21 protein-coding genes are annotated in these 22,811 nt (G+C 62.2%); 14 read left to right on the top strand and 7 right to left on the bottom strand.

Going from position 1 to position 22,811, the window contains the following annotated elements; genetic code table 11:
* The first annotated feature begins 57 nt into the window (after nucleotides 1-57).
* From KXD86_RS10900 to KXD86_RS10865, 8 genes are all read left to right on the top strand, one after another.
* Nucleotides 58-603 (top strand): hypothetical protein, encoded by a 546-nt coding sequence (locus tag KXD86_RS10900; RefSeq protein ID WP_218636046.1) that lies wholly within the window; start codon nucleotides 58-60, stop codon nucleotides 601-603.
* A gap of 64 nt (nucleotides 604-667) precedes the next feature.
* Nucleotides 668-1,615, top strand: coding sequence for a hypothetical protein (locus KXD86_RS10895; RefSeq protein ID WP_218636045.1), 948 nt, complete (start codon nucleotides 668-670; stop codon nucleotides 1,613-1,615).
* A gap of 114 nt (nucleotides 1,616-1,729) precedes the next feature.
* Complete coding sequence (locus tag KXD86_RS10890) at nucleotides 1,730-2,839, top strand: histone deacetylase family protein (protein WP_218636044.1); 1,110 nt, start codon at nucleotides 1,730-1,732, stop codon at nucleotides 2,837-2,839.
* A gap of 35 nt (nucleotides 2,840-2,874) precedes the next feature.
* Entirely contained in the window at nucleotides 2,875-3,087 is a 213-nt protein-coding gene (locus KXD86_RS10885) for an acetyltransferase (RefSeq protein ID WP_218636043.1), read from the top strand.
* 127 nt (nucleotides 3,088-3,214) lie between these two features.
* Nucleotides 3,215-3,823 carry a transcriptional regulator BetI gene (betI, locus tag KXD86_RS10880; protein WP_218636042.1) on the top strand — a complete coding sequence of 203 codons (609 nt, stop codon included), beginning with the start codon at nucleotides 3,215-3,217 and terminating at the stop codon, nucleotides 3,821-3,823.
* Nucleotides 3,824-3,836: 13 nt separating this feature from the next.
* A complete protein-coding gene (gene betB, locus KXD86_RS10875) occupies nucleotides 3,837-5,306 on the top strand; it encodes a betaine-aldehyde dehydrogenase (RefSeq protein ID WP_218636041.1) in 1,470 nt (489 codons plus the stop codon).
* Between the two features lie 27 nt (nucleotides 5,307-5,333).
* On the top strand, nucleotides 5,334-7,019 hold the full coding sequence (gene betA / locus KXD86_RS10870) for a choline dehydrogenase (protein WP_218636040.1): 1,686 nt from the start codon (nucleotides 5,334-5,336) through the stop codon (nucleotides 7,017-7,019).
* Nucleotides 7,020-7,256: 237 nt separating this feature from the next.
* Nucleotides 7,257-8,474: a BCCT family transporter gene (locus KXD86_RS10865; protein ID WP_218636039.1), complete on the top strand. Its 1,218-nt coding sequence runs from the start codon at nucleotides 7,257-7,259 to the stop codon at nucleotides 8,472-8,474.
* Nucleotides 8,475-8,553: 79 nt separating this feature from the next.
* Here KXD86_RS10865 and KXD86_RS10860 read toward each other — a convergent pair whose 3' ends face one another.
* Nucleotides 8,554-10,659 (bottom strand): PQQ-dependent sugar dehydrogenase, encoded by a 2,106-nt coding sequence (locus KXD86_RS10860; protein WP_218636038.1) that lies wholly within the window; start codon nucleotides 10,657-10,659, stop codon nucleotides 8,554-8,556.
* Between the two features lie 241 nt (nucleotides 10,660-10,900).
* Between KXD86_RS10860 and ahpC the strand changes: the two genes are divergently transcribed.
* Nucleotides 10,901-11,464 (top strand): alkyl hydroperoxide reductase subunit C, encoded by a 564-nt coding sequence (ahpC, locus tag KXD86_RS10855; RefSeq protein WP_218636037.1) that lies wholly within the window; start codon nucleotides 10,901-10,903, stop codon nucleotides 11,462-11,464.
* 101 nt (nucleotides 11,465-11,565) lie between these two features.
* Here the strand turns inward: ahpC and KXD86_RS10850 are convergent, their stop codons facing one another.
* Together KXD86_RS10850 and KXD86_RS10845 are read right to left on the bottom strand one after the other, a co-directional pair.
* Nucleotides 11,566-12,042 carry a peroxiredoxin gene (locus KXD86_RS10850; RefSeq protein ID WP_218636036.1) on the bottom strand — a complete coding sequence of 159 codons (477 nt, stop codon included), beginning with the start codon at nucleotides 12,040-12,042 and terminating at the stop codon, nucleotides 11,566-11,568.
* A gap of 49 nt (nucleotides 12,043-12,091) precedes the next feature.
* Nucleotides 12,092-12,814, bottom strand: coding sequence for a DUF3581 domain-containing protein (locus KXD86_RS10845; protein WP_218636035.1), 723 nt, complete (start codon nucleotides 12,812-12,814; stop codon nucleotides 12,092-12,094).
* 267 nt (nucleotides 12,815-13,081) lie between these two features.
* Between KXD86_RS10845 and ahpF the strand changes: the two genes are divergently transcribed.
* Nucleotides 13,082-14,668: an alkyl hydroperoxide reductase subunit F gene (gene ahpF, locus KXD86_RS10840; RefSeq protein ID WP_218636034.1), complete on the top strand. Its 1,587-nt coding sequence runs from the start codon at nucleotides 13,082-13,084 to the stop codon at nucleotides 14,666-14,668.
* A 164-nt stretch (nucleotides 14,669-14,832) separates the two neighbouring features.
* The gene (locus KXD86_RS10835) at nucleotides 14,833-15,993 is read left to right on the top strand and encodes an ABC transporter substrate-binding protein (protein WP_218636801.1); all 1,161 of its coding nucleotides are present in this window, start codon (nucleotides 14,833-14,835) and stop codon (nucleotides 15,991-15,993) included.
* A gap of 20 nt (nucleotides 15,994-16,013) precedes the next feature.
* On the opposite strand, the gene KXD86_RS10830 is transcribed toward KXD86_RS10835, so the two are convergent.
* Both KXD86_RS10830 and KXD86_RS10825 read right to left on the bottom strand, forming a co-directional pair.
* Entirely contained in the window at nucleotides 16,014-16,679 is a 666-nt protein-coding gene (locus tag KXD86_RS10830) for a transglutaminase-like domain-containing protein (protein ID WP_218636033.1), read from the bottom strand.
* 110 nt (nucleotides 16,680-16,789) lie between these two features.
* On the bottom strand, nucleotides 16,790-17,524 hold the full coding sequence (locus KXD86_RS10825) for a TrmH family RNA methyltransferase (protein ID WP_218636032.1): 735 nt from the start codon (nucleotides 17,522-17,524) through the stop codon (nucleotides 16,790-16,792).
* A gap of 156 nt (nucleotides 17,525-17,680) precedes the next feature.
* Between KXD86_RS10825 and rlmE the strand changes: the two genes are divergently transcribed.
* A complete protein-coding gene (gene rlmE / locus KXD86_RS10820; RefSeq protein WP_218636031.1) occupies nucleotides 17,681-18,301 on the top strand; it encodes a 23S rRNA (uridine(2552)-2'-O)-methyltransferase RlmE in 621 nt (206 codons plus the stop codon).
* Between the two features lie 12 nt (nucleotides 18,302-18,313).
* Here the strand turns inward: rlmE and KXD86_RS10815 are convergent, their stop codons facing one another.
* Together KXD86_RS10815 and KXD86_RS10810 are read right to left on the bottom strand one after the other, a co-directional pair.
* Nucleotides 18,314-19,342, bottom strand: a complete 1,029-nt coding sequence (locus tag KXD86_RS10815) for a histone deacetylase family protein (RefSeq protein WP_218636030.1) — start codon at nucleotides 19,340-19,342, stop codon at nucleotides 18,314-18,316.
* 76 nt (nucleotides 19,343-19,418) lie between these two features.
* Nucleotides 19,419-20,303, bottom strand: coding sequence for a carbohydrate kinase family protein (locus KXD86_RS10810; protein WP_218636029.1), 885 nt, complete (start codon nucleotides 20,301-20,303; stop codon nucleotides 19,419-19,421).
* Between the two features lie 153 nt (nucleotides 20,304-20,456).
* On the opposite strand from KXD86_RS10810, the gene KXD86_RS10805 reads away from it, so the two are divergent.
* On the top strand, nucleotides 20,457-21,173 hold the full coding sequence (locus KXD86_RS10805; protein WP_218636028.1) for an SGNH/GDSL hydrolase family protein: 717 nt from the start codon (nucleotides 20,457-20,459) through the stop codon (nucleotides 21,171-21,173).
* Between the two features lie 94 nt (nucleotides 21,174-21,267).
* Nucleotides 21,268-22,794: a flavin-containing monooxygenase gene (locus KXD86_RS10800; protein ID WP_218636027.1), complete on the top strand. Its 1,527-nt coding sequence runs from the start codon at nucleotides 21,268-21,270 to the stop codon at nucleotides 22,792-22,794.
* Nucleotides 22,795-22,811 lie beyond the last annotated feature (17 nt).

Raw genomic sequence — 22,811 nt, 5'->3', positions numbered from 1 at the left:
AAATCCCGAACTGATCCGTTAACGGGGTGAATACAACGGAAATTCTGGAGGTAAACGATGATGAAACGTACGTTGACTCTTGCCATTTGCTCCCTCATGGCCGTCTCCGCAGTTGCTGCGGAAACCAGCGGTTCCGCCAACGCCAGCGTTGAGGCGGATGCCCGGATGAGCGCCCAGGCCGGCGGCACCAACGCCAACGGAGGCGCGAGTGCGAGCGCCAATGCCCAGGGCGATTCGGAGTCTGCCCGGGACGCCGGCGATCAAATGGCGGCCGAGGCTCGAGGCACCGGTGAGAGCGCCCGGAGTGCCGCCGTGTCTGTCAGTGAGGAGGCGCGCGCCACGGGCCGCGAAGCCGCAGAGACCGCCGTGTCCACCGGGCAGCAAGCCCAGGGCCAGGCGAGGTCCGAGGCCCGGGCCGCGGGTGAACGCGCCGGTGACATGGGCAAAAGCGCCAAGGGCAGCCTGGAAGCCAGCCAGAAGGCCGAGGTAAATGCCCAGACCCGTCAGGAAGTGGGCAGTTCGGTCTCCGAGAGCGTGAGATCGGAAGTTCAGAACAGCGTTCAGGGGTCTGTGCAGAGTGCCACCGAGGGTGGCCTGCTTTAACGCCGTGACCCAACCCATCCAATCGGGCCGCCCAGCGGCCCGTTTTTATTGAAGGAGTGGCTCAATGCAACGCATGACGCACGCGCTGCCCCTGGTCATCCTGTCCGGCTGTTTCCCGCTCAGTGCCCAGGCGGCGACGGTCGGGGGGCACGTCGAGACCGGCTACGAATACGACAGCAACCTGAACGTTGATGAGCTGGACACCTCGTCCGGCCAGAGCGATCAGGCCTGGGTTCTCGGTGCGGGCGTGGAGGCGAGCGGTCGGCCGACCGACAACGTCAAGCTGACCGGTACCTATGATTTCACCTCCCGAAACTACCGGGACAACGACGAGTTCGACCAGGACACGCACCTGGTGTCCGCGGATCTGAGTTACGACATCGGGTCCGTCACCCTGGGTGCCAGTCACCATTTTTCCCGGTCAATGCTCGCCTCCGATCCCTTCCTGGATTACAACCGCAGCAGTCTCTACCTCGGCAAACTGGTGGGTGACGACGTCTATTTGCGGGCGAGCGTGTTGAAGGCCCGCAAATCTTTCGAGGAAAACGAGGCGAGGGATGCGGATACCCGCGGGCTGAGCCTTGATAGTTTCCTGTTTTTCAACGACACCCGCACCGTGTTCATTCTGGGCTTCGATGGCAACGACCAGGACGCCGTCTCTGACGCCTACGATTACCAAATGCTTGCGGTGAAAACGCGACTGAAGCACCGGTTCGTGGTGTCGGGGCATGAGAATACGGTGAAAATTGGCTGGCGTTTCGAGGCCCGGGACTACGATGAGCCCGTGTCCTCGGTGGAGCAGCCTCTGCTGTCGCCCCTGCCGGGCTCAGACACGGTCGGGTCCGAACCTCGCAGTGACCGGATTGCCACGGCGGACATCAGCTACGGGGTGGGGCTGACAGACTGGTTGACCACCGAGGCCAGTCTGGAATACCGGGATTACCGATCCACGCTGGATTCCGCCGATTATGACAAGACGGTGGCGGCCGTGACCGCGCGCGCGGAGTTCTGACGACGGCAGGCGTCAGGGCAGTCCGGGCGCTGCCGCTTCTCCGGTTTTGGACTATGCTTTCGGAGGAACCTGCTCTTGAGCAAGAGCCCATAAACCGGAATTTCGGAGTCTACTGTGGCGGAGCCAAATGGGGTCACCGTTTTCTACGACGAGAGGGTGCTCAATCACTCCCCTGACGTAAACGCGGCTTTTCTGCCGGGACGCCTCGATAAGCGTGTTCGAAGCATTCTGTCGGGGCTGAATGTGCAATGGAAATACCCGGAGCATCCCGGCCGCATCCGGGCAATTATCGAGCTGCTTGAACGGGAGCCGGTGGAGGGCGTTCGTTTTGCGCTCGGCAAGGCGGCAACCCGTGAGCAGCTCGCCCGGGTCCATACCACGTCCTATCTGGACTATGTTTTTTCCCTGCGCAACAAGAACGCCTGGCTGGATGTGGATACCACCGCGGTGTCACCCGGCAGCATTGAGGCCGCTGAAGTGGCCGCGGGTACCGCCGTTGCCGCCGTTGAGGCGGTGGTTTCCGGTACCACCCGTAGTGCGTTCGCGCTGGTGCGCCCCCCCGGCCATCACGCCGAACCTGTGCGGGCCCGGGGTTTTTGCCTGTTCAATAATGTCGCGGTGGCTGCCGCCCATGCCCAGGCGGAGCTGGGTTGCCAGCGTGTGCTGATTGTCGACTGGGATGCCCATCACGGCAATGGCACCCAGGACATCTTCTGGGCCGACCCGGACGTGCTGTTTTTCGACATTCACCGGTCCGCCCCGTTCTACCCGGGTAGTGGTGGTCTTCAGGAAGTGGGTGCCGGACTGGGCGAGGGGACGACTGTAAACGTCCCGATTCCCGGCGGTTCCGGTGACCTGGCCTATCTCAAGGCCCTGAACGAGATCCTGGTGCCGGCGGCCGAGTACTTCAAGCCGGACATCATCCTGGTGTCGGCAGGTTTCGATGCCCATTGGTTTGACCTGGCCCTGAACGTCTCCTACGACGGCTTCGCCGCCATGACGGAAGTTGTCCAGGCCCTGGCGGATCGGGTCTGCGACGGCCGCCTCGCGTTTGTGCTGGAAGGTGGTTACAACACCGAGTCCCTGGCGCACGGGGTACGATCGGTACTCAGCGTGCTCGCCGGCGGCAGCGCGGCACAGCCGAGGATCTGCGGCATGGAAGAAGTGGACGAGGCCATTGCCTTCCACCTGAGTGCTTTTACGGACGACCCACCCGGTAGCTGACAGCAACCCCGAAACGACAGATGCAGGAGGTCGATATGTTTGTGGCAGAGAAATCCACCGGACACCTGATTGAGGTGCTGGATACCCGGGGGTTGTTCGATCCCCATGAACACCGCATCAAAGGCAGCTTGCATTACGGCGAGGAAGCCCAGGATCCTGAATTCTATGATAAATCCGAGCTGAGCTTCCCATCCGGCGAATCCCTGCCCCAGTGCTGGACCGATCCCCACTACCGGCGGAAAAACTGACGCTCTGGCCGGCGAGCCACTGACTGTTTCTTGAACAACGTTGCAAGCGTGTCATCTTTTCGGTAGCCTTTATTTTAATTGAACGTTCAATTAACAAAAGAGATGCGGAAACGGTAACGAACCTGTCATGCCAAAAGTCGGAGTCAAAGACACACGCAAGCAGCAGCTGATCGAGGCCACCATGCATTCCATCGCAGAGCTGGGGATGCAGAACACGACCATAGTCAGCATCAGCAAACGGGCGGGGATGTCCTCGGGCATCATCAGCCACTATTTCGGCGGCAAGCAGGGGCTGATTGAAGCGGCGTTGCGGTACCTGTTGGACCAGCTCGGCAAGGAACTCCGGGAACGCATGGCAAAAACCGACGGTTCGCCGGAGCAGCGCCTGAACTGCATCATCGAGTCGAATTTTTCCGAGTTCCAGCGCTCGGCACTGGCCGCGAAAACCTGGCTCAGCTTCTGGGCCCGGTCCATGCACGAACCGGGTCTGAAGCGGCTGCAGCAGATCAACAACGCACGGCTGTACAGCAATCTGCGTTACTCCTTTGCCCAGGTGCTCGGGCCCACGGCCGCAACGGCCGCTGCTCGGCAGACCGCGGCCTTGATCGACGGCTTCTGGCTGCGCAGTGCCCTGAGCCTCGACCCGCAGGAGAGCTTTGAGGCCGGCGAAACGCTGTGCAAGCGCTTCGTGCATGATGCCCTGTCCCAGGCCGAGACAACGAATTCATCTTTTTGAGGTTTCACAGATTATGTCCAATTCGGTACCCCGCTTTCAGAACTTTGTCCACGGTCGCTTCCTGGCCAACAGCACCGGTGAGGTGTTCCCGGTGGTGAATCCTGCCACCGGCCAGGTGATCTACGAGGTGGAAGTGGCCGACGAATCGGTGCAGCAGGCAGCGATAGAGAGCGCCCGCGCCGGCTTCGCCGAGTGGTCGGCGATGCCGACCATCGAACGCAGCCGTATCCTGCTGAAGGCCGTGGCCCTGCTTCGTGAGCGCAACGACGAACTGGCGGCCTGCGAAGTGCGGGACACCGGCAAACCCTGGCAGGAGGCGGAAGCGGTGGATGTGGCCACGGGTGCCGACGCCGTGGAATTCTTCGCCGGGCTGGCCCCGTCCATCGAAGGCAATCAGCAGGACCTGGGCGGTGACTTCTATTACACCCGTCGCGAGCCGCTGGGTATCTGTGCCGGGATCGGCGCCTGGAATTACCCGATCCAGATCGCCTGCTGGAAGTCGGCGCCGGCGCTGGCCTGCGGTAACGCCATGATCTTCAAGCCGTCGGAAGAGACCCCCATGGGGGCGATCAAGCTGGCGGAGATTTTTGTTGAAGCCGGCGTTCCGGCGGGCGTCTTTAACGTGGTCCAGGGCGCGGCGGACGTGGGTGCCTGGCTGACCCACGAGCCTGCCATCGCCAAGGTGTCGTTCACGGGTGAGGTCGGTACCGGCAAGAAGGTCATGGCGGCCGCCTCCTCCACCCTGAAAGACGTCACCATGGAACTGGGCGGCAAATCCCCGCTGATCATCTTTGACGACGCCGACCTGGAAAACGCCATCTCCGCGGCCATGGTGGGCAACTTCTACACCCAGGGCGAAATCTGCACGAATGGCACCCGGGTGTTTGTCCACGAGAGCATCTATGAGCGCTTCATGGACCGTCTGCTGGAGCGCACCCGCAAGAACATCAAGCCGGGCGATCCGATGGATCCGGACACCAATTTCGGCGCCCTGATCTCGGCGAAGCACCGGGACCTGGTGCTCGACTACATCGCCAAAGGCCTGTCGGAAGGGGCGACGCTGAGCCACGGTGGCCGCGCGTTCGAGCCCGAAGACTCGAAGGGTGGCTATTTTGTCGAGCCCACGATTTTCACCGACTGCACCGATGACATGACCATCGTGCGGGAGGAAATCTTCGGGCCGGTGATGTCGGTACTCACCTTCTCCGACGAGGACGAGGTGATTGCCCGGGCCAACAGCACCGACACCGGCCTGGCCGCGGGCCTGTTCACCCGGGATATCCGCCGCGCTCACCGGGTGATTCACCAGATCCAGGCCGGGATCTGCTGGATCAACAGCTACGGCGCCTCGCCCGCCGAAATGCCGGTGGGCGGCTACAAGCTCTCCGGCATTGGTCGCGAAAACGGCAAGGTCACCCTCGACTACTACACCCAGCTCAAGTCGGTGTACATCGGCATGGAAGACCTGGATGCGCCGTTTTAAGCCAGTGACCCAACCCGGAGCGACTCTATGAAAGAAAACCGATACGACTACATCATTGTCGGGGCAGGTTCCGCCGGTTGCGTGCTGGCGAACCGTCTCACCGAGGACGCCCGACACCGCGTGCTGCTGCTGGAAACCGGCGGCAGCGACAAGAGCATCTTCATCCAGATGCCGACCGCGCTGTCGATTCCGATGAACACCAAGAAGTACGCCTGGCAGTTCGAAACCGAGCCGGAGCCCTATCTGGACAACCGCCGCATGCATTGCCCCCGGGGCAAGGTGCTGGGCGGCTCCTCGTCCATCAACGGCATGGTCTATGTCCGCGGTCATGCCCGGGATTTCGACGAATGGGAAGCCGAGGGGGCCGAGGGCTGGAACTACCGCCAGGTACTGCCGTATTTCAAGAAGGCGGAGACCTGGGCGTTCGGTGGCGATGACTACCGGGGCGACCAGGGCCCGCTTGGGGTGAACAACGGCAACAACATGCAGAACCCGCTGTACCAGGCCTTCGTGGATGCGGGCGTGGATGCCGGCTATTTCCCCACCAACGACTACAACGGTGCCCAGCAGGAAGGCTTCGGTGCCATGCACATGACGGTGAAGAACGGCCGCCGCTGGTCCACCGCCAATGCCTACCTGCGCCCGGCCATGGAGCGCCCGAACCTGACCGTGGTGACCCATGCCCTGGTGCACGAGGTGTTGCTGGACGGCAAAACCGCCACCGGTGTTCGCTACGAGCAGGGTGGCAAGGTGCACGAAGCCCGGGCCGCCGAGGAGGTCATCCTGTCGGCCGGTTCCATCGGCTCGCCGCACTTGTTGCAGTTGTCCGGTATCGGCCGCCGCGAGGTACTGGAATCGGCCGGCATCGAGGTGAAGCACGAACTGCCCGGTGTGGGCGAGAACCTGCAGGATCACCTGGAGTTCTATTTCCAGTTCCGCTGCAACAAGCCGGTGTCCCTGAACGGCAAGCTGGATTGGTGGAACAAGCTCAAGATCGGCCTGCGCTGGATTCTGAAAAAAGACGGCCTGGGCGCGACCAACCACTTCGAATCCTGTGGCTTTATCCGCTCCAAGGCGGGCGTCGAATGGCCCGACCTGCAGTACCACTTCCTGCCGGCGGCCATGCGCTACGACGGTAAGGAAGCCTTTGCCGGCGACGGTTTCCAGCTGCACATCGGGCACAACAAGCCGAAAAGCCGGGGCACGGTGCATGTGCAATCCGCCGATCCGACCCAGGCGCCGCAAATCCGCTTCAACTACCTGCAGCACGAAGCGGACCGGGAAGGCTTCCGGGATTGTGTCCGGCTGACCCGGGAAATCATCAACCAGCCGGCGATGGACGCGTACCGTGGCCCGGAAATCCAGCCCGGAGTCGACGTCCAGACTGATGACGAGATCGATGCCTTCGTCCGGCAGGCGGTGGAAAGCGCCTATCACCCCTCCTGCACCTGCAAGATGGGCACGGACGAGCTGGCGGTGGTGGATCCCCAGACCCGGGTTCGGGGCATTCGAAACCTGCGGGTGGTGGACTCGTCCATCTTCCCGACCATACCCAACGGCAACCTGAACGCGCCCACCATCATGGTGGCCGAGCGGGCAGCCGATCTGATTCGGGGCAGGGAGCCCCTGAAACCTTCTGACGCCCCTGTGCTCATGGACGGGCAATGGCAGGAGCGACAGCGACCGGGAACGGCCAAGCGGGTGCTGGGCTAGCGCTGCACACCGTTTCCACCCGGAGGTGCAATGCCTCCGGGGCTTTGCAAACCATCAGGATTTCCCTATCAGCGCGACGGCTCTGCCAGCCGTTTCCTGGGCGCCAGATAGGCAAGTCCTGGCCCGTCAAAAAACAACGCGGGGGTTTGTGTCCGATTCGAACGAGCAACAGCTTCAAAGTAGAGGAGGAACACCCATGCTGTTCACTATAATGACTGAAAACCGCCGGAGGACCTCATGACACTCTGGTTATCCACAGGCCTGATTTTCACCTTCGCGGCCATCGCGCTGATTCTGTACAAGTGGTGGGACGTGCAATGCATCGGCGTGACGCCGGTACGCACCCTGACCTTTATCGCCATCCTGTTCACCTCCGGGCTGGACGTCGGGCTGATCATGTTCCCGCTGACCGAGTTCGGCGGCTACAGCGACCTCTCGGCAAGCCCGGAATACGGCTTTGCCAACCCGCTGGCCATCGAGTTTGGCTTCTGGGCCTTCCTGATCTGGGGCTTCTATTTCCTGACCTGCTTCTACTTCGCGATCATCGAGCCGCGGGTGAAGTTTTTCGAGATTCCCCTGGTCAAGGTGGTCAACAACGTGGTGATCATCGGCACCTGCGCCTTCACCGCCTACCTGCTGCTGGTGAACCTGCCCTGGTACCTGCCCCAGGTGGGCGACGGCGAATCGGTGGTACCGACCTTCTACGCCATCGTGTTTGCGGCCATTGGACTGGCGGTCTACTCCAGTTCGAAGATCAAGTACGTGCGGATCCTGAGTATCGGCTCCAGTGCCCTGTTCATTGCCCTGATTCTCGGCATGTGGGGCAGGGCGTTCCTGACCGGCGACGGTTCCCCCGGTGATTTCTTCGGGACGTTCAGCCTGCTGGGTGAATACTTCACCAACATTCACCAGTTCCTGTTGCCCATCAATGACTACCACGAGTTCTACCTGTTCTGGTGGTTCTCCTGGAGCATCATGATTGGTCAGTTCACGGCGCGTTTTGTCAGTGGTATCCGGACCTGGCAGCTGCTGATCGCGATGCTGGTGGTCCCGTCCATCGCCATCGGCGTGTGGTTCTCGGTGCTGTTCCACTACCACGACGAGGGCCTGCAGGTGGCCGCCTTCACCAACATTGCCATGATCACCGTCGGGGTGTTGATGGTGGTCAACTCCCTGGATTCCCTGATCCGGCTGTACACCGACAACCTGAACCTGACTGCCCAGCGCCTGGGCCGGGCCAACTACGTGGTATTCAACTTCCTGGCGATGATTGGCCTGACCATGCTGTTCCAGCTGGATTTCCTGCGCATCCAGTGGGTCGGTGCCCTGGTGATCGCCCTGTACTTCGGCTGTTTTGCCTACATCCTGGCGAAGAAGCGCTCCGAAGTGGCGGCCATCCGGACGTCTCCCAAGGAGAATATCCTGGATTTCCACAAAATCGAGCTTGCCGGTTAATCCGGTCAGTTTGTGAACAAAAAGCAGGTTGGTCCGCTGGATCAACCTGCTTTTTTTTTGCAAGCGCGGTCGCGGTGGGTCAGTTGCAGCTGCCGAGTTGATTAATCCAGTCCGCGATGACCAGGGCGCCCCGGGTGTCTACCTGCAACGTGCTGATCGGCGGCATCCGCGACGCCTGGTCGGCAACCATCCGCAGGTACAGCAGGGAATTCTCGGCATCCCCGGGGCTGAGCAGTTGCGCTCCGGGGCGGCCCAGGTCCCCGTTGCTGGGTACGATACCGCAGGCACCGGTCTGGGCCAGGGGCGTGGTGAACCGCAGGTCCATGCCGCTCTGGGAAGTGCCGCCTGGGCGGTGGCACTGACTGCAGTTGGTGTGCAGGTAACTGCGGGCGCGGCTGGTGATCGAGGCCGTGTCGTCACGGCTTGGGGTCAGGCGCCGTTCACGCTGGGCCGCGGTGGGCGGTTGGCCGAGAACGCCAATGCCCGCCAGCGTGGCCAGTTGATTGGCAGTCCTGCCGGTTCCCGGATAGGTGAAATCGGTGTTCAGTTGCAGGGTTTCCAGGCCGAGACTGAAGCCTGCCGCAGCGGTGTGGCAAAGGTTGCATTCGCCGGCGGACGGGTAATGCCAGACCTGACCACCCAAGTCCACGTCCTGGGCGCCGTCGACCAGTTCGGCGTCGGTGCCGGCGTCGTTCCACTGGTAGCTGTAGCCGGACCAGCTGCCATCGGCGTTGTGCAGGTACAGGCGGGTTTCAATGAGGCGCTGGCTCAGCGTGAAGTGTTTCACCAGCACCGAGCCCCGCGGGAATTGGAAATCGCCGCTGTCATCGACGCTGACACTGGTGCCGTTGGGCAGGGCCATGTAGCGGGTCTTGTCGGCCCCGTCGGACCAGAAGGGTTCAATGACGGTGTAGGGAATCAGGCCATCCCCTGGCTGCCAGGGCGCACTGGCCTGAACGCAGCCGGTCTCGGACAGTCGCTGGGGCAGTTCCACGTCAACGTTCACCGGGTCAATCCGGAACAGGCCGGAGAAGGTAATGAGGTAAAGCTCACCGTCCCGGTCTTCGGCGAAGGAGGCCACATTGCGGCCGGTTTCCAGCAGGGTGCGGCGCTGGTAGCTGTCGTCTGGCTGTCGCTCGAGGGCCCACAGCGTGCCCGAACCGAAATCGGAGAACAGGTAGGCGCCGCGGAGGGCGGGCATGTTGTTCCCGCGGTAGACGTAACCGCCGGTGACGGAAATGCCGTCCGAACGACCGTAGGCGGCAACCGGCGCGATGGGGTCGGACGCCGGCGCGCTGCAGCTGTTGTTGGTGCGCTGGAAGCCCTCGTAGCAGCGCCAGCCGTAATTGCCGCCCAGGGTAATCTGGTTGATTTCCTCAAACTGGTTCTGGCCCACATCCCCGGCCCAGAGGTCCCCCGTGTCGCGGTCAAAACTCCAGCGCCAGGGGTTGCGCAGGCCGTAGGCGTAGATTTCCGGTACCGACCCGGACACCCCGTTGTTGGCGGGGCTGCCGTCGGTGTTGATCCTGAGTATCTTGCCGAGCCGGGTGGACAGGCTCTGGGCGCGATTGCCCGGGTCGTTGGCGTCGCCGCCATCGCCAAGCCCGACGTAGAGCAGATTGTCCGGGCCAAAGGCGATGTGGCCGCCGTTGTGGTTGCTGAACGGCTGTTGCTGTTCCAGCAGGTTGGTGCGGTCCAGTCCGCCGGCCCCGTCGTCCCTGAGGCTCTGGCCATTGTCGGTGGATTCGAAGCGGGCGACGAACGAGGTCATGCCGTTGGTGTTCTCGGTGAGCGACAGGTAGATAAAGCCGTTGGAGGCAAACGCCGGGTCGAACGCCATGCCGAGCAATCCGCATTCGTTACACTCGCTCAGGGAATAAGTGGCGGACAGGTCCACCAACTGGCTCCGGGTCTGCGTATTCAGGTCCAGGCGATGGATAACGCCACCCTGTTCAACCACGTAGAAAATCCCGGGCAGGCTGGGGTGGGGCAGCATCAGCAGCGGCGCGTTGAAACTGAGGGAGGGCGCAATGGGGGTAAGTTGCACCTCGGCGGTCGGATCAAAGGCCAGGCATTCGGTGTTGGACGGGCGCTCGGAGAGACCGACGGTGCCGCCGGAGCTTCCTGAGCCACCGCCGCAGGCGGTGACCGCCAGGCAGATGAGTAGCAGAAGACATCGTTGCATGAGCCCTGTCCTCCCTGCAGAGCACTAATAATAGTCCATTCCTCACATTCCGAAAGATTGAAGTTGGCAAATCCGTCTCCATTAACTGGCCTGTGGGGAGTCTTCGCCTTGCCTCCACTCAAAATAGGCATTGCCTATCTTTGGTTTGGAAATTATCAATTTTATCCGGACGCCCAAAATCATTAACTTGGGCGTCGTTCATTCATTTACCCGTGAATCCATCAACCAGGAGTTAGCTTTAATGGGCATCATTAACAGCGAGATCAAACCGTTCAACGCAACTGCATTCAAACAGGGCGAGTTCGTTGACATCAGCGAAGCCGACGTAAAGGGCAAGTGGGCCGTATTCTTCTTCTACCCGGCTGACTTCACCTTCGTGTGCCCGACCGAGCTGGGCGACGTGGCGGACAAGTACGAAGAGCTGCAGAAGCTGGGCGTGGAAGTGTTCTCTGTGTCCACCGACACCCACTTCACCCACAAGGCGTGGCACGATGCGTCTGAAACCATCGGTAAGATCAACTACTACATGGTTGGCGACCAGACCGGCACCATCACCAACAACTTCGGTGTGATGCGTGAAGGTCAGGGCCTGGCCGATCGCGCCACCTTCCTGATCGATCCGGATGGCGTTATCCAGGCGATGGAAATCACTGCCGAAGGCATTGGCCGTGATGCGGACGATCTGATGCGCAAGGTCAAAGCGGCTCAGTACGTTCGTAACCATCCTGGCGAAGTCTGCCCGGCCAAGTGGAAGGAAGGCGAAGAGACGCTGGCTCCTTCCCTGGATCTGGTTGGCAAGATCTAAGTTTCCCTTCTCAGGCGAAACGAAAGGTAAGGGCCTGCGTTGCGGGCCCGATACTGCACACGAACCCCGGTCCAGCCGGGGTTCGTTGCGTCTGGAGGGGATTAAAGGGCGGCGAGGACGGCTTCGGCGCTGGTTTTCTCCAGGCCCTTTTCATCCACCTCAAGCCAGGTGACGACACCGTCGTCGACAATCATCGCGTAGCGCTGGCTACGAATGCCCATCTTGGTGGCGGTCCGGTCCTGGGTCAGGCCCACGGCGGTGGCGAACTCGGCCAGGCCATCGGCGAGCATCAGGATCTCCTCGGCGTTGCTGGCCTTGCCCCAGGCATCCATCACGAAGGCGTCGTTCACCGAGGTGCAGGCGATGGTGTCCACACCCCTGGCCTTAATCTGGTCGGCGTTAACGACAAACCCCGGCAGGTGGGCGGCCGAGCAGGTAGGTGTGAAGGCGCCGGGGACGGCGAACACAACCACCTTCTTGCCGGCAAAGAGTTCGCCGGTGCTGAGCTTTTCCGGACCGTTGCTGCCCATGACCTGCAGTTCGATGTTCGGTACCCGTTCACCTACCTGAATCGCCATTGTGTGCGCCTCCGCTGTTGTTGTGGTCTCAGTGATACGTCTGCCGGGGTCAGGCGTTGCCGCCGTAGTTGGCGCCGCGGGCCTTGAGCCGGTAGAACTCCTCAAGCACGCCCGCCATGGCGTCCTGACTGTAAGGGCGCAGGCCGCCGAGCACCAGGCGCTTGGCCACCTCACCGACCGGCTGGCCATCGGACAGCAGCCGGTATTCAAGGGTGACGTTGCCGCGCTTGCCGTTGGCTTCCAGATCGGCATTGTGCAGTTCCAGCTCCGGCGCGGCAGCATCCAGTGTGTCGAGGGCGAGGCTCATGCTCTCGTACATGACCATCGGACGGTCCGGGTTGAACATCACGCCCTTGGATTCCATCAGCGGCTGCAGCGTGTGGGGGAAGTTCTTCCCGGAGGCAGCCACGTAGCAACGAGTGAAGTTCTCGATGACGGTTTCGTCATGGGTGTGGGCACCGCTTCGGGTGACCTCTAGGTAGACTTTGCCGTTGCTGTCGCAGACTTCAATGGTGCCCTCGGCGGGCTCCCGGAACGCCAGCGGGACACTGTCGCCGAGCAGGCTGCGGAACTGGAATGTCATGTTGGCAGAGAGCCCGAACCGGGCCAGAACCACCGCAAACAGGAGATCACCCGGCACACAGAAGCGCCGGGCATCGGGATCGTGTATCGGATTGAAGTCCCCCGCTATTTCCTTGGCGAAACGGCTGGCTTGCAGCGCTGTGATGGAAACGCGCTCATCCTTGAGGGAGTAGAAACGATCTAGAAACATGCTCTGCCTATTCTCGATAGCGAGGGGTGATTTTTCGGTGTCTGTCTCCATCTTAGAGGGTGTGGCGCCGTCTGCATATGCGCTATTGGTCAAGGTTCGGGCATGAACTATCAAACCTTAATTACCGTATAGCAAAGGCCTATCAAACTGTTTGGGCCAATCAATTTGAGGCTTTTCCCGCCAGCCCTTATTGTTCGCTACATCAAACTTACAGTCCTTTTAAAATTCAGAGACTTGGTTTCACCTTAACCGAAGAGGAACGCGTACATGTTGGATGCCGGTATCAAGGAGCAATTGAAAGCCTACATGGAGAAACTGCAGCAGCCGATCGAGCTGGTGGCAGCCTACGATGACGGGGCAAAGTCCCAGGAGCTGAAGCAGTTGCTCGAGGAGATCGAGCCCATGTCCGAGAAGATCAGCCTTCGGACCGAAGACAGCGCCGATGTGCGCCGTCCATCCTTTGCCATCAACCGCGTGGGTTCCGACATTGGTGTCCGGTTCGCGGGTATTCCCATGGGCCACGAGTTCACCTCCCTGGTGCTGGCGTTGCTGCAGGTCGGTGGCCACCCGTCGAAGGCGGCTCAGGACGTGATCGAGCAGGTCAAGGATCTGGACGGTTCGTTCGAGTTCGAAACCTATTTCTCCCTGTCCTGCCAGAACTGCCCGGACGTGGTTCAGGCGCTCAACCTCATGAGCGTGCTGAATCCCAACATCAAGCACACGTCCATTGACGGCGCCCTGTTCCAGGACGAAGTGGAGCGGCGTGAAGTCATGGCCGTTCCCAGTGTCTACCTCAACGGTGAGGCCTGGGGGCAGGGACGCATGACCCTCGAAGAGATCGTTGCCCGGTTGGACACCAAATCCGACGAAAAGGAAGCCGAGAAGATCAACCAGAAAGACACCTTCGAGGTGCTGGTGATCGGTGGCGGTCCGGCCGGTGCCTCTGCGGCTATTTACGCGTCGCGCAAGGGCATCTCCACGGGCATCGCCGCCGAGCGCTTTGGTGGCCAGGTGGCCGACACCATGGGCATCGAGAACCTGATTTCCGTGCCTTACACCGAAGGCCCGAAACTGGTTGCCGCCATGGAGCAGCACGTCAAGGAATACGACGTCGACATCATGAACATGCAGCAGGCCGAAAAACTGATTCCGGCGGCCCGGCCCGGCCTGCCCCATGAGATCCGTCTGGCCAACGGGGCATCCCTGAAAGCCCGCACTCTGGTGCTGTCCACCGGTGCCCGCTGGCGCCAGTTGGGTGTTCCGGGTGAGGAAGAGTACCGGAACAAGGGCGTGGCCTACTGCCCGCACTGCGACGGTCCGCTGTTCAAGGGCAAGCGTGTGGCGGTGATTGGTGGTGGTAATTCCGGCGTGGAAGCGGCCATCGACCTGGCGGGCATCGTCGGTCACGTTACCCTGATCGAGTTCGGTGCCGAGATGCGCGCCGACGACGTCCTTCAGAAGAAACTGCGCAGTCTGAAGAACGTGGAAATCATCACCTCCGGCCAGACCACCGAAATCACCGGTGAGAACGGCAAAGTGAGCGGGCTGAACTACAAGGACCGCACCTCGGGTGAGGAGCACCACGTGGCGCTGGAAGGCGTGTTCGTCCAGATCGGGCTGGTGCCGAACACCGAATGGCTGAAGGGCGATATCGAGCTGAGCCAGCACGGCGAAATCATCGTGAACGACCGCAACGAAACCTCCATTCCGGGTGTGTTCGCGGCGGGCGATGCCACCACCGTGCCCTACAAGCAGATCGTGATTTCCATGGGAGAGGGCTCCAAGGCGGCGCTGAGCGCGTTCGACTTCCTGATCCGCAACTCGGTGGAAGACGACGAGGACGAGGCCGCCTAAGACCCCCTGTCCACGACCTCCTGATGATGAGAGCGAAAGGCACCGGAGCGATCCGGTGCCTTTTTTTGTACCCACCGACGCGGTTGCTTGTTCGGGATCGGGGTTCTGAGGTAGCTTAGGCCCCATCTGCCCGGATTTTGGTGTGTCGAGGGGGAAGTGGCGTGATGAAGTCCCGTCGTCGGTTGTTGATATCCTGCCTCCTTTCGGTTTGGCTGCTGGCGCCTGTCCAGGCGGCCACCCGCCCCAGCGTTGTCTTCCTGTCCCCGGACGATTCTCGTTTCTGGTTCATGGTCGCCGACTTCATGACGGCCGTGGCGTCCGACCTGGAGATGGACCTCAGTATCGAGGTCGACCGGGAGAGTCATCGATTCAGTTACCTCAATCTCCTGCAATCGGTGCTTAACCGACCGGATAAGCCTGACTACCTCGTGTTCATGTGCAAAGAGGGCGTCACTGCGCGCATGCTCCGCCTTGCCAACGACGCCGGGGTTAAAGTGTTCACCTTCAACACCGATGTCCCCGCCGAGGCGCAGCGGGAGGTGGGCTTGCCCCGGCAATCCCTGGCAAACTGGATTGGTCACCTGTCGCCGGACAACGTGGCCGCCGGCCGTCAACTGGCAGACTTTCTGGGGCAGCAGGCACGGGACCTGGGCCTGATTGAGCCGGAGCGGCCGTTGTCCTTGATTGCCCTGTCCGGAACCCTCGATTCCTCCGCCGCGAAAGACCGGAACACCGGCCTGCTCAAAGCAGTGAACGACCAGAGGGCGAGACTGTCCCAGTTGGTCAACGCGGAGTGGAGTGCCGAAGAGGCCCGGCAGAAAACCCGCATATTGCTCAAGCGTTATCCGGACACGACGTCCATCTGGAGCGCGAGTGATGGCATGGCGCTCGGCGCCATTGAAGCGGCCCGGATGGTGGGCAAGCAGCCCGGCACGGACCTGGTGATTGGCGGTGTTGATTGGGAACCCCAGGCGCTGGCGGCTATCCGGAACGGCGAGCTGGCGGTCAGTCTGGGGCGCCACTTTATGGGGGGTGGCCTGCTAATGCTGTTGCTGCACGATTACCACCGGGGCCACGACTTCGTGTCCGGTGACCAGGTGCCGACGTTGCGCTATGAGCTGCAGCCGGCGACCCGGACCAACGTCGGGCGCGTGGAGCGCATCCTGGAACCGGATCATTGGCAGGACGTCCGGTTTGAACGCTTCAGCCGTGCCCTGAGCCCGGACAGCGCGTTGCGCTGGCGCAGCGCCAACCGACTGATGGATGCCTTTGCCTCGGCCCTGGCCGCGCAGGGCGGGGCGGAAAGCCTGGTCAGTCAGGACTGACGCCTGCGATCGTCGGCCGGTTATCGGTCAAGATCGGCTTCCAGGCTGGTTCGCTCGGAAGGCGTGAGCTCGGTGTCCCCGAACAGATGCGGGTAGGCATCCCGGATTCCCGACACGATGAATTCGTGGGGAACGTCGTCGAAAACGCCGTGATCGTTCACGTACTCCATGTGGGCGTCACCGGAATCGGTGAACTCCTGAAAGACCGAATCGTGCTCACCGTCGAACGCCAGCGGAGCCACGCCCATCAATTCGCACAACTGCCGGTTGAACGCCGGCGTTGCCTTCACCCAGCGCCCGTTCAGGAACAGCTCAATAAAACCGTGCATCCGGAAGATGTCGGACTGCAGCCACTCGATCAGTTTCGGACTGGACAGGTGGTTGCGCACATCCGCCAGGCCCAGTCGGCTGGGAATGCCGATGGATCGGGCGGCCGCGCCCAACAGGACCGCTTTCGGAATGCAGTAGCTTTCGCCGCTGGTCAGCGCGTGGCTGGCGCTGAAGGTTTCCGGATCGGTGCGGAACACGTAGGGGTTGTAACTGACGCCGTCCCGGACCGCCAGGTACAGCGCTTTGATCTGTTCCACCGGATCCTCGGGGACACCTTCCAACTGACGGGTTATCCAGGCTTTGAGCTCGGGCTGGTCATAGTCAAAGAAAGCGCTGGGCTGGAGATAGGCATCCATAATCGTCATCCGGAGTGGGGCTTCAGGGCCCCATCCTCGCCAATTAGCAAGCTACGGGCAATGACGATATCCGCCAGACTGACTGCCAAAAAAGCTCAAGGCTGCCCGCGTTAACCCCGGATCAGCTCGTAGGCGCAGATGTTGACGGAGGTCGCGAGATTCAATGACTCGATGTCTCCGTGCCCCGGGATGGTGTAGGGCGCGGCCGCCAGTTCCTTCAGGGCTTGCGTCGGGACCCCGCGGGCCTCGTTGCCGAACAGGTAGCAATCGTGCTGGCGGAACCCCGGTGAGGTCAGCGCTGCCCCGTTCAGGTCGAGGCAGGCAACGCGCTGATAATGGCTGGCGAGTTGCGACAGTGGCACGTCGGTGGCCAGGGGAACATGGAACAGAGCGCCCATGCTGGCACGCACCACTTTCGGGTTGTAGGGGTCAACGCTGCCGGGGCTGAGCAGGCAGCGAAAGCCGCCAAACCAGGCCAGGGTGCGCAAAACGGTGCCGAGGTTGCCCGGATCCTGGACTTCGTACAGGTAGATGGCTTTTTCCCCCGGCGCCGGTGAGGCCCGGCCGGGGTCCGGCGTGGGCATGGGGACCACCGCCAGAATGCCTTGCGGGGTTCGGGTGTCGGCCAGTTGTGCCATTTGACGTTCGCTGACCAGATGCGTCCGGAACGGGCTCTGCCAGTGTGCGTAGGCGTCGGTGACGTAGAGCTCGGCGGCTTCGAGCGCGGGTTGGCTGCTGGCGGCCTTTTGCAGTTCCAGCGCCAGATGCTCACCCTCGACCAGGTAATGCCCGAAGGCCTGGCGGTATTTTTTCTGGTGCAGTTTTCGGATGTCGTTCAAGTTCACGATGGTCGCCCGCTAGTGCCCGTGAGATCGTCCCGAGCCGGCCCGGCCCAAGGTGCACCGATTGTACGTGCGCCGGGCGCCGTTGTCAGGATTTTGCCGGGCGTTGGCGCGCCACGTACAATAGGCCCCTGGTTTCTTCCCGACTGATGAGTTCCTATGGCCCGATCCAAAAGCAGCAACCGCTGGCTCGAAGAGCACGTGAACGACCCCTTCGTGAAACAGGCGCAGGTGGACGGCTATCGCTCCCGGGCCAGCTACAAACTTCTGGAGATCAACAAGAAGGACCGCCTGATTCATCCCAACATGGTGGTGATGGATCTGGGCTCGGCTCCGGGCGGCTGGTCCCAGGTTGCGGCCAACCTGGTGGGCCACAAGGGCCGGGTCATCGCCTCCGACATCCTGCCCATGGACCCGGTCGCCGGGGTGGAATTTATTCAGGGTGACTTTACCGAGAACGAGGTATTCGATCAGATCATGGCGACCCTGGGCGATGCCCCGGTGGATGTGGTGATCTCCGACATGGCCCCGAACATCAGTGGCGTGACGGTGGCGGACCAGGCCTCGTCCATGTACCTGGTGGAGCTGGCGCTGGATATGGCGTGCCAGGTGCTCAAGCCCAAGGGCAGCTTCCTCGCCAAGGTGTTTCAGGGCGAAGGGTACGACGAGTACCTGAAATCAGTCCGGGCGGTGTTCGACAAGGTCGTGGTGCGCAAACCGGATTCCTCCCGCGCCCGCTCTCGGGAGGTCTACCTGCTGGGCAAGGGGTTCAAGGGCTGAACCCCCGGAGCCTCAGGCTCCGTCGAATCCCTGCATGACATTAACGGCATTGACGCCAATGGCGTCCACGTCGTAACCGCCTTCCATGGTGAACACCGTCGGCAGACCCAGCGCTTCGAGCCGCCGGCCCAGGCTGAGATAGTCCTCCGATTTCAGCTTGAAGAATGAAATCGGATCCTCCTCGAAGGTGTCCACGCCGAGCGCGACAATCAGGGCGTCCGGCCGGAATCCGGCAATCCGCTCGCAGGCCGTTTCCAGGCCCTGGCTCCAGGTGCTGTATGGGGTACCCGGAGGGTACACGATGTTCAGGTTGTAGCCTTCGCCTTCACCTTCCCCGGTTTCATCCTCGAAGCCCAGAAAATGCGGAAACACCAGGTCCGGGTCGCCGTGCAGACTGAGGGTCAGCACGTCCCGGCGATTGTAGAAAATCGCCTGGGTGCCGTTGCCGTGGTGGAAGTCGACGTCGAGAATCGCCACCCGTTCGGCGCCCTGGTCCCGGAACGCCTGGGCCGCAATGGCGGCGTTGTTGAAAAAGCAGTAGCCGCCGAACAGGTCGGCGTGGGCATGATGACCCGGTGGCCGGCACAGGGCGAACGCGGCCCGTTCCCCTCGGGCCACCAGTCGCTGGGCCGTGAGCGCCACGTTGGCGGAGGCCCGCGCGGCTTCCCAGGTGCCGTCGGAAATCGAGGTTTCGGCGGCAAAGCTGTAGTAGCCGAGGCGGCCATCAATGTCCTTTGGAACCCTGGCCCGCATGCCACGACCGCACCAGACCGCGGGGATGGCCTCCCCGGGTTTGTCGGCGGCGACCCAGTCCGCCCAGCACGTTTCCAGGAAGGCAACGTAGTCGGCCCGGTGTACCCGTTTCACCGGTTCCAGCCCGAACTCCTCCGGCTCCAGGATCTCCCCGAGCCCCTGGCTTTTTACCCGGGCCAGGATGGTCTCCGCCCGGGACGGCTTTTCATGGGGATCGATCAGGATACCGCCATCCAATTCGGTTTTGACGGCGCGACGACTGTGCAGGGGAGAGAAAACGGTTTTCATGGGTATTGCGTCCCGCAGTGAATGACCTTCTGACTGTCGCACAGGGAAGATGCCCGCTCAATCCCGACCTTTGGCGCTATCCGGTGGATTCCACCCCCAGCTTTTCCGGGCTGAGGTCAGCAGGAGCCAGCGACCGGCTGGCCACGCACAGGGCCCCGCAAACGGCGCCGGCCCGCAGGCATTCCGACAATGCTGCTCCCTCAAGGTAACGGTGCAGAAAGCCACTGAAGAAGGCGTCGCCGGCCCCGTTGGTGTCCAGCACCCGGGTGGCCGGAACCACCGGCTGCTCCAGCCACTCGCCTGCCGCGGTGAGCAGGCTCGCGCCGGCAGCGCCGTGGGTACAGACCACGAAGTCTTTGCCCTGCTGTACCAGGTGCGCCATCGTCTGGCGGTAGTCCGGCAGGTTGTCGCTGGACAGGAAGATCACCCGGGCGGCGTCGATAAAGGGCTGGTGGTGGGGGTTGGCGCCATCGTAATCGTGCAGGTCGGTCCAGATGGGCAGCTTGTCCGCTCCAAGCCAGGGCAGGGCGGAGCGGGTATAGCCGAGAATATTGACCACCGCCAGGGCGCAATCCCGAGCGGCCCGTCGCACCGATTGCCAGTCCAGGGAGTCGGGCTCGGCGGGAGGCTGCACGAACAGCGAAATCCGCTTGCCGTCGGGCGTCATCAGGTTGGTGTGCTGTTCGGTTGCGGCCGCGGTCTGGGTTTCCAGCAGGTGCAGGCGGGGGTGCTGCAGGGCGGCACGGACCTGTCGGCCCTCGTGGTCGTCGCCCAACAGCGTGTGGAACACCACGCGGTGGCCCAACGCGACCAGGTTCAGGCTCTTGCCGGCCCCGGTGCTGCCCAGGGCCCGGTAGCTGGCCTCGGGCCAGATGGTCTGAGGTGTCGGGGCCGGCAGTTCCGGCAGTTGAACAATGGTGTCGAGTGAGGCACCACCGAGAATCAGTATCGGACCGGTCATTGGAAGGGTTCCTGATCGAAGGGAGAGTTGCCAGTCTAGGCCGGTCGGCGGTGAGGGAGATCCTCCCGCGCCCTACGCCCCGGTTCTTTTTAATCGGTGGTATTTCGACTAAGGTCAGAACATCCAGAAACCGGGACGATCGAATCAACCGCCATGCTTTACCCACTGTCGACACTGGCCCTGGGGCCGATCCTGATCGGCCAGGGCCATTACGTACGCCGCATCACGCCCCGGTTGCCGGAGCCGGAAGGTGAGCGTGAAGGCGTGACGGGTCACGGTCCTGAGCTGCGCTTGCTGATTGTCGGTGACTCGGCGGCGGCAGGTGTGGGGGTGACCAATCAGAGTGAGGCCCTCGCGGGTTGCCTGGCCGCGCAACTCGGTCAGCGATTCCGGCTGCACTGGCGACTGATTGCAGAGACCGGGCGCACATCGGGCGATGTGCTCAGGGCCCTGGTGCAGGAGCCGGAGTCCCGGTTTGACGTGGTACTGGTGTCCATCGGCGTAAACGACGTCACCGGCCGGACCCGTGACCGGCCATGGCTGAAACACCTGGACGAGTTGTCCGGCCAGCTGGCCGATCGTTTTTCCGCGCAACTCGTCCTGTTTACTGCCATTCCGCCCATGCACCTGTTTCCGGCGCTGCCCCAGCCCCTGCGCTGGTACCTAGGTCTGCGTGCCCGGCAGCTCAACGGGTTGCTGGAGGACTTCTGCCGCCACCGGGCGGGCACCCGGTTCCTGTCGGTGGGCTTTCCACTGGAGCCCGGTTTCATGGCGGCCGACGGTTTTCACCCCGGCGCGAATGCCTACCGGATCTGGGCCGAGCACTCGGCCAGGGCCATCTGTGAACTGGCTCAAACAACGGCCCGGTAGCACCGGCCCGGCCAATTCCCACCCGCGCCCGCCTGGGCTATCTTGATTCCAGAGGCGTGATCGGAACAACAACAAGGGAGTCGAGAGGCCGGTTATGAATGAGCAACACTTTGATGTCCTGATTATAGGCGCGGGCGTATCCGGGATCGGAATGGCGTGCCACCTGCGTCGGGACTGCCCGGGCAAGTCCTTCGCCATTCTTGAGCGCCGCCAGTCCCTGGGCGGCACCTGGGACCTGTTCCGTTACCCGGGTATCCGGTCCGATTCCGACATGTTCACCTTTGGGTACAACTTCCGGCCCTGGGTGGGTGGCAAGGTGCTGGCGGATGGCGCGTCGATCAAGCAATACGTGCAGGAAACCGCACGGGAACATGACGTAGACCGCCACATCCGTTACGGCCTGGCGGTGAAAACCGCGGACTGGTCCAGCGTCGATAAATGCTGGCGAGTCACCGCCGAACACGAGGCCACCGGTGAGACTCAGACCTACACCGCGAATTTCCTGGTCGGCTGTACCGGCTATTACAACTATGACCACGGCTACACGCCCGATTTCCCGGGCGAAAGCGAGTTCAAGGGCCAGATTGTGCACCCTCAGCACTGGCCAGAGGATCTGGACTACGCGGGCAAGAAGGTTGTGGTGATCGGCAGCGGCGCCACCGCCATCACGCTGGTTCCAACCATGGCGGAGCAAGCCGGCCATGTGACCATGCTCCAGCGGTCCCCGACCTATCTCATGCCCCTGCCGTCCACTGACAAGCTGGCACTCGGGCTGCAGAAAGTTCTGCCGGATTCAGTGGCCTACAAGCTGACCCGGGCCCGCAATGTGGCGATTTCCCGCTTCCTGTACCAGCGATCCCGCAAGAGCCCCAGATTCATGCGCCGGATGTTCCTCGGGATCATCAAGCGTCAGGTGAACGGTCAAGCCGACATGCGGCATTTTACCCCGGATTACGATCCCTGGGATCAGCGCCTGTGTGTCGTGAAAGACGGCGATCTGTTCACCGCCCTGAAGACCGGCAAAGCCAGCATCGCCACCGACCACATCGAGCGGTTCACCGAAACCGGCATCCGTCTGAAATCCGGTGAGGAGCTGGAGGCGGATATCATCGTTCCGGCCACCGGCCTGGAGATCCAGATGCTCGGTGGCATCAAGCCGACGGTGGATGGCCAGGCGGTGTTGATGAAGGACAAGGTCATCTACAAGAACGTGATGGTGGAAGGCATGCCCAACGCCGGCATGATCTTTGGCTACACCAACATCTCCTGGACCCTGAAAGTGGACATCGCCGCTGAATACCTGTGCCGCCTGATGAACCTGATGGACAAGCGCGGCTACCGGGTGGTGATGGCCCGGGACACCGAGAACAGTCGGGGCGAGGACACCATCCTCGGTGCGCTCAACTCCGGCTACGTGAAGCGGGCCGCGGACCGGCTGCCCCGCCAGGGCACCCACGGCCCCTGGAAGGCCTCCCAGAACTACCTTGAGGACGTGAAGATCCTCCGGTTCGAGCCCATCGAGGACGGCTTCCTGGAGTTCGACGGCAAACGTACCCACGCCAGCGCCCGTGACACCGGCGGCTTCCTGAAACCGCTGCGTTCCGCGCTGTTCGGATCCTGACGACGCGGGCGCTGCCC

Origin of the sequence: Marinobacter arenosus (assembly GCF_019264345.1) — a bacterium.
In the GTDB taxonomy this organism is placed as follows: domain Bacteria; phylum Pseudomonadota; class Gammaproteobacteria; order Pseudomonadales; family Oleiphilaceae; genus Marinobacter; species Marinobacter arenosus.
The sequence above is the reverse complement of the archived record's forward strand: the minus strand, read 5'-3'. Positions and strand labels throughout refer to the sequence as shown.